This window comes from Paenibacillus sp. FSL E2-0201 (assembly GCF_037963325.1).
Classification (GTDB): Bacteria; Bacillota; Bacilli; order Paenibacillales; family Paenibacillaceae; genus Paenibacillus_AQ.
On sequence record NZ_CP150154.1, the window covers coordinates 1343304 to 1358576 of the forward strand.

Below are 15273 nucleotides of genomic sequence, written 5' to 3' on the forward strand. Positions count from 1 at the left end.
CATATCTATATTATATTTATGTGTGGATAAAAATGCTTTATCGCATTTCCAATAGCGAATTCTATTGATTTTAAATAATAACAGACGCTTTTCTGAATAATGTGAATCTGATCTGAAAGAAATATATATGTAAAGGTAAGTTGCTTCTGATGTGATATTACTGTCATGACATACGAATTTAATGATACAGGACTTTATTGTCAAGTCTCGAATTATTAATATAGAACAGTTATTCTATTCATATTCATTTAATAGTTCAGGGGTAAGGAGAAGCGATTATTTTGAAAAAAACAACAAAGATGAATAGTAAATCTCGAAGTTTTCAATTTGATGCCTATTCTGAGTTGATACATTCAAAACTAATGTTTACAAAAGTGATGAGTCAACAAAATAAGAAGACAGGTGTGTTGTATCCAATCCCATTTGAAAAGGACCGAATCGATTTCATTAATTCAATTTTTATTAAAGACAAGCATAGATTTATCAAGCTTGAGATGAGAGACGTTAATGGCGATAAGTATTTCATTATTGATGATAAAAAACGATTTGATCTCAAGTGGCTGTATCCAAAACAACATATGAATAAGTTGAGTTCTAAGGTAGCAACAAAAAAGGCAAGTCCAATAAATATAGAAATGAAAATTGCTAATAAGAAGTTGAAAAAAGGTAAGGATAATGACTCTTTAGTAAGTATAACTAATAACAAAAAAATGAGGCAAAAGCTCAAAGATCCTCAAGCGATAAAATGGTATATGATGTCGAAGGAGGAGAGAATTCGTTTGTCAGGAGAATCTAATCAAAAAAAGAAAAAAGTAGCCCCTAAAAAAGGGAATACGGGCTTTAAATCCGAAGATGCAATGAATTATCGCGTATCAGGCAGCTTTGGAACTGGTAAGCGTAGATGATGGAAGAGAAAAGGGGATTTTATTGTATTCTCAAACCCAGGAATCTATAGGAAGGTATAGCCTAGTAAAGCATGAATTGATAGAAGTAGGTAATATTTTCTGAAAAACTATTTAACGAATAGGTGAATCTTTACATAAGTTTGGCAAGTAGATTGGCAACAATGAAGTTTAAACCATGAATTACTATGAAAAGTTCTCTGATTTTATGTGATTTTCTAATAAGATCAAAAGAAGTAACAGGCGATATAACGATGTCTAAGTATTAACATTTAGAAGGAGTCAACATTTATGAGAATTTTAAAAGATTTAGGGTTGGTCGCAGGAAAAGTAACTGGGAAAGCAATTGGTGGAACGGTAAGGGTAATAGGAGAAGTAACAAACAGCCAAACGATTAAAGAAATTGGATATGGGGCTGAACGTGCTACTGCGAAAACGGGGGTTGTTCTTGGTATAATTGCAAGCGAAACTGTAGATGTTGGTGTAGGACTCTACCAGAAGGATGATTATAAAGTTAAGAAGGGTTCTTCGAACTTGGAGATGCTGCCTTAAGTACAGCAAAAGATGTCGGTCATGGCGTGGGCTACGTTTATGAAAACGGTAAGAATGTGATAGTTGGTATTAAAAATAGAAATGTGGATCAAGTTAAAAGTGGAGCAAAAAAAATTGGAATGGCTGCGGCGGTTGGTGTTCTTGCTATCGGGGTCTTCGATATTTTAGATGGAGCAGATGGCGTTGCCGATGCCACGGGTTTGGCTGAACCCACAAATAACTTATCTGAAGTTGAGGTATTAGACACCATTAACTCGGATTTAGCAGGTATGGAGCATCCAGTAACAGGTGTGCCATATGAAGTGAAAACAATACAATTACCTGATGGACAATGGACAATGGACAATGGACAATGGACAATGGGCAAAAGGAGTTTTTCCTGATTTTAATGAGGTATATGACTATGATCTTCCTGAGAGTTTGTATTTGCAAACCGATGATGTGCAATTTTCTTACCTAAATGATCAATTAGCTAATGAAATTGTGACTAATTCTGAACTAGCAGCTAACTTTAATTCCGAGCAGATTACGCAAATTCAGAATGGAGAAACACCCGAAGGATTCGTTTGGCATCATGCTGAGGAACCAGGTCATATGGAATCAGTAGAGGAAGAAAAACATATGAATTCTGCCCATACAGGTGGGCGCCAAATATGGGGTGGCGGATCGGAACATCGTTAATCTAACAGTTTTAATTTTGGATTACTGTTTAGAGGGGCAGACTTATTAATATGAGAGGGATAGCTAAATGGAAATTGATTATTATAAATGAACTATCAAAGCTAAGGATTAAGAAAAATAAAGTACTTGGCAGTCGCCAAGTACTTTATTTTTTCATTTGCTTTAACATCTCCTGTAAGACAGGCTTAATCTTTACAATTGATTGAAGATCCTGCTTGTATAGCATGACGGTAATCTCCCGAATCTCTTTCATTTTTTCACTTTGTTTGGTTTCCTCAGAAAGGGAGTATGTAAAGAAGTCGGCTTCACTTACCTCAAGAGCTTTGGCGATTTTTTCCAAAGTTTGAAGCGAAATATTTTTTTGTCCCCGTTCAATACGTCCGACGTAGCTATACGAAGCCCCGATCCGCTCTCCGAGCGCTTCCTGCGTCAATTGTTTCTCTACACGTATTTCTCGAATTCGTAATCCGATCGTTTCTAGTATGTTCATACGTCCCTCCTCTTCTTTGAGTCTAAAGAATAAAGACAGACTCAAAAACGGACTGATAGGAACAAATTTAAATATGGTACCTCATGGGAACAATATGATAAAATATCTGGGAAACTAAGGGAAAAATTAAAGGGGGTCTATGGGTGGATTGTTACAAACATCAAGGAATGAGTGTGGTTGCACAGTGCCACAACTGTGGGAAAGGGATGTGCTCCGAATGTTCGGAACGATTTACTGTTATGCTTTGCGAAAAATGCCTGCTAGAGAATAATGAACAGGCGAAGAGGAAAGTAATCGTTAGTTTTGTAATTTCCATCATTTTTGCTGTTATTGGCGTATATGTTGGAGTTCACTCAGGAGCATCGGGTGTGGTAGGAGCCATCGGCTATTGTTATCTCGGGCTGAGTGTACCTTGGGGCTACTCGTTCTTTGGAAAGTTTATAACAGTCCCTTACTTTAAAGCCGTCTTGGCCCTGTTTTTAGGCTGGGCAATCGCGCCATTTTCGATTTATCGAAATATTAAGGAACTCATGGTGATTCGAGCCACGAAGCAAGAAATTAGCGCAAATGTGAGTGTGTAAAGTATGGGAAAAGAGATGGATCGTACACTTAACCTATTAAATCGAGTCCTTTTAGGCCTAACTGCTATTTATGCGTTTATGGCTGTACTAGGTGCGTTTTCCAGCGATCCCGCTGTTGATCATGCAGAAGTCGTATTTCTCTGCTATGGCGCCACTGCTTTTTTTCTGTTCTTATCAGGTCTTTCTCTCCAGCGAAAAGTGGCGGAGATTTGTGCCATTATCGCTTATGGTTGTTTTGCTTTTAGTGTTGCTTGTGGCCTCTTTGGCTTGTCGATCGCAGGGCTTGCCGCAGGCATTGCAGTTATCGTTGCAATTATGCGTCAGCGATATCAATACCTTGACTCCGTCCTTCTTACAGGTTGTATGCTTTCGTATTGGATCGTCATGTATGGTTTCTCGGCTACCCTTGTTGGTAAGGCGCCGTTGATAACTGATGGCTGGGACATCATTTTTTATCCTTTTTATTTTGAGGGAATCAAGCACATTGCGCTAAGCTGGCGAGGACTATTGGTCTTGTTCGGGGGTTGGCTCTTTGCGCGGTTTGTTAACCAAGCGAGAATGACTGCATATCAAGCAACCAAGCAGCCGCATGCTGAAGTACCTACGCAGGTTTATAAGCTGTCTGCGCGCCTCGTTCAACGTGATTTTGCAGCATCAGCTCCAGCTCCTGTAGCCGCTGCTGTTCTTGCAGCACCAACACATTCTATCGTTCAGGAACAGCCTGATGAGGAAGAGTACGATGGCGAGGAAGAGTGGATTGAAGATAACCAAGATGAAAACGAAGTCCCTGACAATCGCGAAGAAGTTTTACATACTGCGTTAGCAGCACTCGACGCCATGGTCGGGCTGGCTCCACTCAAGGCAGAGGTCCAAAGCTTTATGAAGCAAATGCAGGGCCATTTGATTACCCAAAGACTGGGTAAGATCGCTTTGACGAAACCGACGTTACATATGATCTTTTCAGGACCCCCAGGTACAGGGAAGACCGAAATGGCGCGTATCATGGTCGATTTGCTATATGGGCTGAATCTGATCGAAGAGCGTGTATTGATCGAAGCGGATCGATCCAGCATTGTCGGAACGCATATCGGTCAGACAGAAGAGAGAATGATTCATTTGTTGGAAGCGGCCTGGGGTGGGGTCTTGTTTATCGACGAGGCGTATGCGCTGGCTAAATCCGACTCGCCAAGTGATTTTGGCCAGGAAGCCATTGATGTGCTCATCAAGGCGATGGAGGATTATCGAGAAGATCTGGTTGTCATTATGGCGGGTTACGCTAGCGATATGGAACGTTTCCTCGATATGAACCAGGGCTTCCGCTCTCGGGTACCGTACACCTTTGCTTTCGCCGATTATACGCCGCATGAGCTATCGCAAATTGCACTGTACATGCTGGAAGCAAAGGGCTATGATTGCAGCTTTATCAAAGATGAAATCCAAGGGATTGTGAATTTCTGCCACCGTAATGGAGCGATTCAAGGGAATGGCCGCTGGGCACGAAACTTTGTAGAACGTATCGTTAAAGAACACAATGTACGCGTGTCAGCGGAAAACACCGATCGGTATGTCGGGAAAATCTTGCCTGACGATCTGCGGCTGGCCGCAGGTATGCCGAGAAAGTACGGGAATCAAGAGATCAATCGTGCGGCTATCGGAAAGCGTGAGCTCCGCGAAGAAGCGATGCAAGAGCTTCACGCCATGGTGGGGTTAACTTCGCTTAAAGAACAAGTCCAAAGCATACTCCATCACGTGGAAGTGGAACAAAAACGAATGCAGCAAGGGCTATCGACCGAAGCCATAAGTATGCACATGATGTTTGAAGGCTCGCCAGGTACAGGCAAAACGACGGTCGCACGCATTATCGGGAAGTTTCTGAATGGACTAGGCTTACTCACGAACGGTCACGTGGTAGAAACAGACCGTTCAGGGATCGTCGGTCGTTACATCGGTCATACCGAGGCCAATATGAGAGAACTGATTGCCAAAGCAAAAGGCGGTATCCTCTTCATCGATGAAGCCTATGCACTGGCCAAAACCGATTCGCCGAACGATTTTGGCCGCGAGGCCATTGATGTCCTCGTCAAGGCCATGGAAGACCACAGAGGCGAACTCGTGGTCATATTGGCAGGATACAGCAAGGAAATGCAGGATTTACTTTCGCTAAATCCTGGACTGAGTTCACGAATCCCATTTCGCTTTGGCTTTGCCGACTATGATGCGCATGAGATATTTGAAATTATGAAGCGTTCGTTTGCGTCTAAGCAGTTTGTACTCACGGCTGGCGCCGTGGAAGTCTTAGATCAGGAAATTGTCGCTCTTGCCGCTCGTCAGAGCGGCGTGCTAGAAGGCAACGGCCGATGGGCCCGAAACCTCGTGGATAAGGTAAGGATGGCGCAAAATAATCGTTTAGCCCGAACAGGCAGCAGTGATTTGATGATGATCGAGGCTGAGGATATCCAGAGTGCACTGAATCAAATGTAATTGGAAGGAGGAGAGGCTATTATGGCGCTGCTGGAGTATTTCTCTGCGAAATTGGCCAAGAAGAATTTGACCAAAGCGGATGCGTTGACAACACATACTGCAAAAGCGATTGCTGGAGAACTCGTCAAAATTCCGTTTGCGATCCTGAAGGCAGTGATCGTTGGCATCTTGAAATGGGCACTCTGGACCTTCAATGAACTGGTTCCTTCATGGATACGAGTCCTTCTGTTTTTTGTCTTTATTTACTTTTTGGTTTTGGCGATTAGCCAATTTGTGGGACATGGAGGCTTTCCACAGGTCGTGGATGAAGTGGTAACACTTTTGACAACTTGATAATTTAACAGAAATAAAAAACGGACTCCTCATACAAAGGGTCCGTTTTTTAATAATACTTTATTAATAAATAAACAATATCAAATCAATAATTGTTTGCGTGGTTGCTTCGTCTTGGCTCAATCCAGCCTTTTTGTATAAATTTAAACCATCTTGGAAGAAGAGGGTAGTAATTCTGTTTAATTTAGGTGTGTATTCCAGGTCAAAGCGATACGAAAATGAAGAGGTTTCATTATAAACTTTTCCGTATTTATTAAACACAAAAGCAATATACCTTTTTACATCTTCCGTGGATGAAGTATAGGCTCCAATGAACGGGTTGATGCTGCTAAGATAATTTTTATAGATGGGTGTATTAGCATTCTCCGTAAACGTTTGGAGCAAATCCATGTTCACTTGGTTAGAAGCTTCCGAATCTACATATAAGGGATAAGCACTTAAGGACTTATAAAACTCTAATCCGAGAGACAATGCTTTTTGCTTATAAATGTTATTTTCTTTTGAGCCATACAAAGCTATTTTGTAAGCTTGCAATAAATATCTACTATTTTCACTAAGTGTAGAGACTTTATACTCGAACAATGTTTGTCCAATATAGGAATCAATACTGGTCTGAGCAGAAATGTCATACTCGACGAGGGCATTGGCGATCTCATCAGCAATCGAAAGCGATTTATAAAACTGACTTCCCGCTGCTGATGCAGCTTGTGAACTTTGATTGTCTGTATTCGATTTGTTTAGTAGATCTGCATAATTGCTCAATAAAGACAATTGCGATGAAGATAGGTTGTAACTATCTACTTGATATAATAAATAATTTTCGATAAGCGAGATATCTTTATTTTGATTGAAGTTGTAGCTAGGATATTTTTGCAATGGAGTTAAAGATGATAAGCCAAGATAGCTAAAATTATCATTTACGTAATTATTGGGATGTGTTCTGTAATGAGGTCGTACATAAGTACCATCAGCCCGATAATAACCATGAACATATACAAGCGTATCTGCTGAAACAGAATGATCGTATGTAGTCCCCTTATACAAATTAACGACTCTTGATGATCCGCTTGAATAAGAACTGGTTGTTGATGAGGAAGAAGAACTAGAACTAGAACTAGAACTAGAACTAGAACCACCACCTCTGTAATATCCATTAACGTAGGTACCGTTGCTTCGGTAATACCCATTAACGTATGTGCGTGCATCAACTACACTCATTGATAAAATATTGAAAAGCGGGAGTAACAATAACAATGTAACTAATGTGGTGATCAGAAACTTACTTCGTTTAAACATGACTCTCCTCCTAAGTTGGTAACATAATTACTAGGTATATATTACCATGAGTTAGAGAATCGGAATATAAAATTATCCATTTCTGAAAGTTTGATCAATCCCTTAAATCGTTAATGATAAAATCTTTACGTCCATAAGAATTGGTGGAATAGAGAAACTCAAACGGTATACTTTGGGCATTCGGAAACGATGAAGCTTTGTAAAAGGCGAGAGCCCTTTTTCGATTAAATAAAAGGGAAGCGTGAACCTGTTCCTTCCCAAAACACTCCACTCGATAGTGGCTTGGGATTGCAGAACTGTAATACAGTGGCTTCTCATTTCCAATGCCAAACGGCTCCATCATGAAATGGTGTTCAAAGAATTCATCTTCAAATTTCTGAATGGGGAGTTCATGATGAAACATTTTAGAGGGTTGGATGATGGATTGTTTTCGAGTCGCAATTTGAATCGCAGCCGTAAAGAAATCAAGCTGGTTGATTTCTAGCGAGAGCCCTGCTGCGGCGTGATGCCCGCCAAACGTCTTTAAGTACTGGCTACAATTTTGAATGGCGTCCACAATAGAAAACGACGTATTTGAAACCGAACGCGCAGACCCTTTCCCTCGCTCCGTAAACACGATGGCGGGCTTTTGATATTTCTCTGTAATTTTAGCGGCTAAAATCCCAATCAAGCCTTCATGTAGCTCATCGGCTACAACAATCAGATCTTGCTTAAAGAGACGCAGCCTCTGTATGGTCTCATCAACTTGCCCAAACTGGACCTCCGTCAGATATTTCCGCTTTTCGTTTAAATCAATCATAAAAATGATCGCATCTTCACGGCTTACTTTCTCTGTTAAGAGCTTGACCGCAAAATTAGGATTGCCGATGCGACCAACCGAATTAAAAATAGGAGCAATCAAAAAAGAAATGGTGGAGCTATCAATATTTGAAAGCCGTAGAAGTTGAAATAGTTTCTTGAATGGTTCTGAAGGATCGTTATTCATTTTGTAGAGCCCTAATTTAACAAGCGTACGGTTTTCGCCTACCAGCGGCATTAAATCGGCGACCGTCCCCAGTGCTACCAGCTCCAGATACTCCCAAGCGTATTTATGCCAATCGAGATCTTTACGCACGGCAAACAGCGCTTGGACAACTTTAAAGGCCACCCCAGCTCCGCACAGGTAGGTGCAAGGATAGGTATCATCTTGTCGTTTCGGATTGATAAAGGCATAGCATCTAGGGAGTTCGCCCGTGATCTCGTGATGATCCGTTACAATAACATCGATTCCTTTGACTACCGCAGCGGCTAAAGCCGCATGCGAATTCGATCCATTGTCGACAGTGATAATGAGAGCAGGATTTTCTTCTGCCATTCTCTCAACAGCTTCTGGTGTAAGCCCGTACCCTTCCATGCGAGTGGGTACCCTTACGGATACATTTCCTTTCAGAAAACAAAGCGCGCGATATAGCAGCGCACTTGACGTCATACCATCTGCATCATAATCGCCAAAGATGCAAATTCGTTGACCAAGCACAATAGCTTGATAGATGCGATACACTGCCTTTTTCATATCTTTAAAGAAGTAGGGATTGTGCAAATCGGATAAGTTTGGGTAGGCATAGGTGTGATATAAATCTTCATTTGTTATGCCAGCGGTAAGAAGAGCCTTTGTTAGAAAAGGGGGGAGTAAAAACTGGCGGGCGTAATACTGGACCATTCCAGGCGAAAATTGATCAGAGTCTTGTAACTGCCATTGCAAGTGCAACACCTCCACCTAACGGTATTGCCAAGAACGTATGTTTATAAACCACTCGTGATTTTAATTATTGAAAATAAGCTATTTGATTAGGTAGATTGAGAAGAGTTATGAAAGCGGAGGGGAATATGTGAATATAACAGATATTAACATTGAAGTGGTAAGTCGTGTCCTTGAACGGAATACAAGTCGAATTGAGAAGATGGAAGCCAAAATTAAATTGAGTCGAATGTTAAGCGAAGTGACAATCTTTACAGTGATAATTTTAGGGCTTTCTGCGTTATCCTATTATCTTTTTAATATTTTTGATTTCAGGTTTGCTTCATGGTTAATTAGTTTTATCCCAGTCAGTTTGCTTTATATTAAGAAAATTCCTAAAGTAGTAAGCGTGTGTATATTATTTTTAACCTTATTTATTATTTCAGGTTCTAATGCTATTACAAACTTGGTGTTGTTATTTCCTTTTAATATCAAAACCATTAACCCGCTTATGCCTAGTTATATAAGTCTATGTTTGGTATTATGTGTGATTTCCTCGATTTTGCTATGGTATTTTGTTCAACTTATGGTTGAGACAATACGAATTAAATATTTTAAAACAGTAATATTAGAAATCAAACTCATTGGAGAACCACCGCAATTATATAGATTAATTAATATCACTCGCCGAGGAGATTATATTGTCAACACAATGAGGGGAAAAAATAATTCGGAAAGAGAAGTGCTACTTAATCGAAGAAATATATTAATGGTTACATATATAACTGAGAAGGAAAATGAAAACGTCAGGTAGTATTTTTGACGAACTTTATATGGGATATGGCTTCAATCTAAAGGGGGCTCATTTAATAATAATGAACCCCCTCAATTCAATTAGATATTTTGTTGTTCTAACCAAGTGTGAATTTCCATTTTCATTTCTCTGAATCGATCTTGATTTGATGAAGAGAAAAGGGGCTCGGTAATATCCAATAGTTCTTGGATTACTTTGTTCGTGTTTTTGTTATGGGTAACGACAGTGCAAAGGGCCTCCGTAATCGATTGTTGCTGTGAGGAGGGTACATCATCTAACCAGATCCATTGTAGAATTACCCCACAAACGCCAAGAACATACTCATGACCTATTTGATCCTTCTTTAAATAATTCAATAACTGATGGATTTTATCGTCCAATACATACTCATTTTTCTGTAGATGATGTAGTATCGTAAATTCATTAATAGGAAGTAAAGTATACCCCATACTAAGTAAGTTCCCCATATCCTCAAAATAACGTCCTACAGTAATTCTTCTAATTAAAACCAAGTTGATTATCCACTCCACGGTATTAAAGGATTGAATGTTAAAAAGTTCTTTTGCAACCCCGCTTATATGATAACTATCTGACAACAAGTTCAAATGTTCATCTTTACATGCTTCCAAAGGCTGAAGTAAAAAGCTGATTTGATCATCTAATTCATTATTTGTTATGGGATTCCCAATTTTTGTACAGTTGTTATTGATCCAATATATGAATTCCTCGTTATTTTTAAGATATTTTTGCATTTCCTCAGCGCTATTTTTATGATGATTAACCTGTCCGTTGTTGTAGCTGAGGGTAGCTAATCCTCGCTCCCCTATCGTTTTTTTATGAGAATATTCGTTGGAAAGTTCATTATAGTCATTTTGATGAATATATAAATCGTACATCTCAGCTAGCTCATCAAGATGACCGAGCTCTCTAATCGTCAGAAGGGTATACGAATCACAGAAAACTTTTTTTGAATCCTTAGATATTGATACTCTGTGATCTATATCCTGAAGATCAGGACCTTGATATACCCCAAATTCCATATCTGAAGAGAAATAATAAATCCATGTTTCATAAGGGCCCTTGTTAAGGAAGGCAGCCAAGAAACTTGGAGGGAATTGATTTTCTTTCACTACGTTTAGCTTATGGTAGTAGGACTCACTATGGCTCTTCAGCATTTCAATGATTTGATCAGAAAGAGTTTTATCATCATTGAAGGCTTTAATGGCTTGGAAAATTGGAGTTTCTGTTGGGAAAGTTGCACTGAAATGTTCAAAGATGAAATGATAGGTATTAATCCATTCTGGTAAGGGATTGCTTAATTTTTGTGTAACGCTAAGGAACAAGGAAAAATAGGAACGCCAAACTTGAGGGTCCTGCTTTCCAATTTCGAACATTTTATAAGCATATTCTAATGACTGGTAATAGGCCTCGGCTTCCAAATAGCTCTTGCTTAGTAAATGAAAACGTTCTGCTGTAGGTTCTCCATTTATTCTTTTCTCTATAGAACGCAGCACGTTAAAACATTCTGTAATTGATCCTAAGCGAAGCAAACAACTCGCATACCTAGATAGAAACGTGATATCGTTTGTTTTTTGGAACAGAGCTTTATAATGTTCTTTTGCTGGTCCATACCACTCAAAGTTAAAGTATATCTCGCTAACAATCTCCCGTAAGACAATACTAGGTGTTGAAAATTGTTCAGCTAATTCTATGACGTTACTATACTCTCTTAGTTCATACAGACCTCTAGCGTAACGATTAACCATGGATTCATGTTGACGCCAAAGGGGGACTTTCTCGATTAACTTTACTAATTGCTGATAATCATTTGGTGTACCTCTGTTCATATATGCTTGTGATAAACTCATTGCAGCTTCTACAAACAATTCTTCAGATAAATTATCTATGCATGATTCCCAGTGTAAGATTGCATTGTCCCAATCGTGGAGAATTGTGGCCCTATAAGCCTTTAGGGCGTTAATCCCAAAATGAGTGTACTGTTTAGCCTCTAGAGTATCAATTGTAGTTTGAATTTGAGAATGGTTTAAGGCACTTGCTAAGCTTTCTAAATATACAAAATAGTATTTTATTGAAAATTGATCATTCATATTTACAAGCTCGAATTGTTCTTCAAGTAAATCTATAGCTCGCTGAGGATTACCAGAGTTTGTATAAACATTAGCCAACACAACAATATCTTTAATGTCTACTTTACCTACTGTAATTCGTTCCTGAAGTAACTGAATGGATGTACTCCAGTCTTCATCGCATAAGCAACAATAAAGGAAACCGTTAAAGTAGAAGTCTTTATTTTCATATTCATGATTGTACAACCATTCAAACGTAATCTTTGCTTCCGAATAGCGATTACTCCACAATAAAATTGGTGCTTTTAGTTCCTGAAGACGTTTATTAATTCGCTCACTTTGTTTCTTGTGACTCTCTAACTTCTTTATGATGGGCAATATCAATTGATATTTTTCTTCTACATCTATTATGCGTCCAGTAGAGCCCTGATCTTGAAGGTCTAAAACCATAGCTTCAAGCTTAATAAGCTGCCATGCGAAGTTTTCTGGTTCTGTTTCTAACATTTTTTGGGCCAATGTCAGGGTGTCATCAAACTGGTGATTTCCTAGCAACGTGTATGCACGAAGCACCTTCAATTCAGGTGCATCATATTTATCTAAAAGATCTATTGCTAATTGATGTTGACCTTGCCTTCTGTAAATTTCGACTGATTTTTCGATGTTAGCTGGAGTATAACCTTCTTTTTCGATGGCTCGATTAACGTATGTCAGAGCGTCTTCGAATCGTTCTTGGATAAGTTTAATCAATGAAAGCATACGGAACTTTCTTGATTCATTTTTACAATGATTAACTGCGGTTTGTAAGTAAAAGATAGATTCTTGTTCTTGTCCATTCATAATAAAGCAGGAAGCAATGACAGCATTCAATTCCATAATTTCTTCATCAGTGTGTACCTTTTTACTATGAAGTCTTTCGAGGGCTCTTTCACGTGCAATAAGTACATCACCCGCGATTATAAGTTCATTTAAATCGGTAAAGGAAACAGGTTCGAATAACTTATTTAACAGAACACTCTGTTCATTCAGTGTCTGATTAAACTGTCCTTGAGCAGCCTCCATTTTGTCAAACCCTTGTTTTAGGTCTTCCTTAAGTTCAAGATTCAGGGATCGAACTTGTGATAAAATCTGCAAAAATCCAGGATTCCAGTGAATTTCTTGGAAATCATGAATTTTGGCCAGGATTGTTATGAAAAATGCTTCAAGGTAGTCTTGGTACTGAGGGTATCTTTCTATATATGGAAGTAGGTTTAACTTTGATGACTCGAAATCTTCCATCGTTATCCCTTCAATAATCCAGCGAAAGATTTCATCACGGTTTATTTTATCTTCTAACAAATCATTTATTAACTCATCTGAAATGTCGAATACTGCTTTAGAGTCAGCAATTGCAGCCTTAAACATATTTTTAACTTGAGTTGAATAATTATCCTTGGACCACTTTGCTTGTAAATCACGATAAACTTTCATATTTTTAATTTGTGGCAATACATAAGCAAAGAATTTTCCCGCAATTCGTGAAAGTACAACTGGCTCCAATATATATCCCCTCAATCTCTATATAAAGTGAATTGATAAGATAAGTGTATCACTTTTATTACGGTGTAAACCAGAACAAGCGTAATGAAAAAAGATTGTCCGAGACTGAAAATTTATGCTTAGATTAATTTCTATACAGCAGGTATTTGCTAATAAGAAATTGAATTAGTTAATAGTTGGAAATCTATTTTTCTGAGGTGTAAATATGTACATACAGAACATTCGTAACTCGATTTCTAAATTTAATGATCAAGAATATGAACTTTTTCTAAAGAAGCTTAGAAATATATTGCGTTTTCAATATGGAAAAGAATCTTTAAAACCCTCTCAACTTAGACAGCGTGTGGATGAGTTTGTACATGGGAAAGAACCAAACAGTGATTATCTCGAAGCATACATGCTTACCTTTGATGAGATTAATAACAATGGGGCAATAAATGCGCTTCTAAACGGTAAGGTGGAGTCTCCACAGAACTTGCGGGAACTGCTTTTATATGTAACGGAAAACCATATATTTTCTACGAGGCTGTCAAAACATATGGAGGATGAAAAAAATTTGTTAGAAATTAGAAAACTGTTTTTCGGTTGTTTGCGTCATTGTTACAGTGACGATAAAGAACAGTTTTTTAAGAATCTGTATAGCTTTAATCACTTTTTAGAAATCAGTGAATAAATGGTATTTCAATTAATGTAATCCTCAAGTTACTTACTTGAGGTTTTTTGTTTTGTAAATGGAGTTTTAAAATTACGTTATTAGGGAATATAAGTAAAATAAAGGTATTATATGTTACTTGGAGTGCTTTTTCGTTATTTCCATTTTTCAAAATTCCCCATAAAAGCGCTTTTTTGAAAAAACCAAAATTATTAAGCCCCATAAAAATTGTAAAATATTGTGCTATGAATTCTTCTGGTTCACGATATATTATGCAAACAGAAACAATTTTGAACTGGAAGAAAGGATGCAGGACCTTGGAAATTCAGATTAGCGAGGAGGAACAATGGTGGCGATAAAAAAACAAAGAACGATTCTAGAAGAATACAAGTTTATGGTCCAGAAGGGGCGGGGCCAAGGTGAAGGACAATATTATGAGCCTTGGCTTAAAGTCAGAGAAATACCATCTAAAGGATTTTCTCATCGAATCTTAGGATGGAAAACGGGCAGAGTCCATCATTTGTTATCCAATCTGGAGCTTTCCTACTTTTATATATTGGAATGGAGATCAAATGTAAAGGATATTCGGGAACGGTACCCACTTGATCCAAAGCAAACACTTGAAATTGCGCATATGCTGAAAATTCGCCATCCTATTCACCCGAAAACAAAGCAGTTAAGAATAATGACAACAGATTTTTTCATTACCGATGAACAAGGCCAACACACTGCCATATCAGTAATGCCTATCACAAACCTAGAAAAAAAACGGACGATTCAGTTGCTGGAGATAGAACGAATGTATTGGCAACAAAAAAATGTTGATTTTGCAGTTGTTACTGATTTCGATATCCCTGAACCATTAATAGATAATATACGTTGGCTTCACAAAGCACGACGACTTATTGACGGCCCTGAATTCTTATCACAAGAATTAATCATGGAATTAGAATCTTATTTTTATAAGGTTATTAGCCAATCGTCTCAACCGTTAGCGCATTCGTGTTCCGAACTGGATCGTTATTATGATTTTCCGATTGGAACTTCCCTATGGATTGTTAGACACTTCTTTGCCAACAAGACTTGGAAAACGAATATGTTGGTGCCAATTGATACTGCCAAACCGTTAAAACTTAATAGCTAAGTAAAGG

Annotated in this window: 14 protein-coding genes; 10 read left to right on the plus strand and 4 right to left on the minus strand. The window is 38.5% G+C overall.

The features are described 5' to 3' along the window. Positions 1 to 281 precede the first annotated feature (281 nt). The 4 genes from NSU15_RS06005 to NSU15_RS06020 all read left to right on the plus strand — a co-directional run bounded on the left by NSU15_RS06005 (position 282) and on the right by NSU15_RS06020 (position 2135). Complete coding sequence (locus NSU15_RS06005; RefSeq protein ID WP_339289580.1) at positions 282 to 905, plus strand: hypothetical protein; 624 nt, start codon at positions 282 to 284, stop codon at positions 903 to 905. Between the two features lie 288 nt (positions 906 to 1193). Then, positions 1194 to 1454 carry a hypothetical protein gene (locus tag NSU15_RS06010; protein WP_339289581.1) on the plus strand — a complete coding sequence of 87 codons (261 nt, stop codon included), beginning with the start codon at positions 1194 to 1196 and terminating at the stop codon, positions 1452 to 1454. Between the two features lie 26 nt (positions 1455 to 1480). Next, the gene (locus NSU15_RS06015; protein ID WP_339289582.1) at positions 1481 to 1837 is read left to right on the plus strand and encodes a hypothetical protein; all 357 of its coding nucleotides are present in this window, start codon (positions 1481 to 1483) and stop codon (positions 1835 to 1837) included. Next, positions 1800 to 2135 carry an HNH endonuclease gene (locus NSU15_RS06020; RefSeq protein ID WP_339289583.1) on the plus strand — a complete coding sequence of 112 codons (336 nt, stop codon included), beginning with the start codon at positions 1800 to 1802 and terminating at the stop codon, positions 2133 to 2135. The genes NSU15_RS06015 and NSU15_RS06020 overlap by 38 nt, the downstream gene beginning before the upstream one ends. A gap of 145 nt (positions 2136 to 2280) precedes the next feature. Here NSU15_RS06020 and NSU15_RS06025 read toward each other — a convergent pair whose 3' ends face one another. Then, on the minus strand, positions 2281 to 2625 hold the full coding sequence (locus NSU15_RS06025; RefSeq protein ID WP_339289585.1) for a helix-turn-helix transcriptional regulator: 345 nt from the start codon (positions 2623 to 2625) through the stop codon (positions 2281 to 2283). 143 nt (positions 2626 to 2768) lie between these two features. Between NSU15_RS06025 and NSU15_RS06030 the strand changes: the two genes are divergently transcribed. The 3 genes from NSU15_RS06030 (at position 2769) to NSU15_RS06040 (ending at position 6020) form a co-directional block, all read left to right on the plus strand. After that, positions 2769 to 3206, plus strand: a complete 438-nt coding sequence (locus NSU15_RS06030) for a hypothetical protein (RefSeq protein WP_339289587.1) — start codon at positions 2769 to 2771, stop codon at positions 3204 to 3206. Between the two features lie 267 nt (positions 3207 to 3473). Then, entirely contained in the window at positions 3474 to 5687 is a 2214-nt protein-coding gene (locus tag NSU15_RS06035; RefSeq protein WP_339289588.1) for an AAA family ATPase, read from the plus strand. 21 nt (positions 5688 to 5708) lie between these two features. Further along, positions 5709 to 6020, plus strand: coding sequence for a hypothetical protein (locus NSU15_RS06040; protein WP_339289590.1), 312 nt, complete (start codon positions 5709 to 5711; stop codon positions 6018 to 6020). 63 nt (positions 6021 to 6083) lie between these two features. Here the strand turns inward: NSU15_RS06040 and NSU15_RS06045 are convergent, their stop codons facing one another. Continuing rightward, positions 6084 to 7316, minus strand: a complete 1233-nt coding sequence (locus tag NSU15_RS06045) for a hypothetical protein (RefSeq protein WP_339289591.1) — start codon at positions 7314 to 7316, stop codon at positions 6084 to 6086. Between the two features lie 94 nt (positions 7317 to 7410). Beyond that, positions 7411 to 9057, minus strand: coding sequence for a single-stranded-DNA-specific exonuclease RecJ (gene recJ, locus NSU15_RS06050; RefSeq protein ID WP_339289593.1), 1647 nt, complete (start codon positions 9055 to 9057; stop codon positions 7411 to 7413). A gap of 127 nt (positions 9058 to 9184) precedes the next feature. Here recJ and NSU15_RS06055 point away from each other — a divergent pair, with 127 nt between their 5' ends. Further along, complete coding sequence (locus NSU15_RS06055; RefSeq protein ID WP_076272074.1) at positions 9185 to 9847, plus strand: hypothetical protein; 663 nt, start codon at positions 9185 to 9187, stop codon at positions 9845 to 9847. Between the two features lie 80 nt (positions 9848 to 9927). Here the strand turns inward: NSU15_RS06055 and NSU15_RS06060 are convergent, their stop codons facing one another. After that, positions 9928 to 13470, minus strand: a complete 3543-nt coding sequence (locus NSU15_RS06060) for a hypothetical protein (RefSeq protein WP_339289594.1) — start codon at positions 13468 to 13470, stop codon at positions 9928 to 9930. A 205-nt stretch (positions 13471 to 13675) separates the two neighbouring features. On the opposite strand from NSU15_RS06060, the gene NSU15_RS06065 reads away from it, so the two are divergent. Beyond that, on the plus strand, positions 13676 to 14143 hold the full coding sequence (locus tag NSU15_RS06065; protein WP_076272072.1) for a hypothetical protein: 468 nt from the start codon (positions 13676 to 13678) through the stop codon (positions 14141 to 14143). Between the two features lie 325 nt (positions 14144 to 14468). Then, positions 14469 to 15266: a TnsA endonuclease N-terminal domain-containing protein gene (locus tag NSU15_RS06070; RefSeq protein ID WP_076272071.1), complete on the plus strand. Its 798-nt coding sequence runs from the start codon at positions 14469 to 14471 to the stop codon at positions 15264 to 15266. The last annotated feature ends 7 nt before the right edge of the window (positions 15267 to 15273 follow it).

Coding starts and splice junctions, on each gene's coding strand:
- NSU15_RS06065 (WP_076272072.1), top strand. CDS start 13,676: ATGTACATACAGAACATTCGTAACTCGATTTCTAAATTTAATGATCAA.
- NSU15_RS06070 (WP_076272071.1), top strand. CDS start 14,469: ATGGTGGCGATAAAAAAACAAAGAACGATTCTAGAAGAATACAAGTTT.
- NSU15_RS06025 (WP_339289585.1), bottom strand. CDS start 2,625: ATGAACATACTAGAAACGATCGGATTACGAATTCGAGAAATACGTGTA.
- NSU15_RS06020 (WP_339289583.1), top strand. CDS start 1,800: ATGGACAATGGACAATGGGCAAAAGGAGTTTTTCCTGATTTTAATGAG.
- NSU15_RS06040 (WP_339289590.1), top strand. CDS start 5,709: ATGGCGCTGCTGGAGTATTTCTCTGCGAAATTGGCCAAGAAGAATTTG.
- NSU15_RS06010 (WP_339289581.1), top strand. CDS start 1,194: ATGAGAATTTTAAAAGATTTAGGGTTGGTCGCAGGAAAAGTAACTGGG.
- NSU15_RS06045 (WP_339289591.1), bottom strand. CDS start 7,316: ATGTTTAAACGAAGTAAGTTTCTGATCACCACATTAGTTACATTGTTA.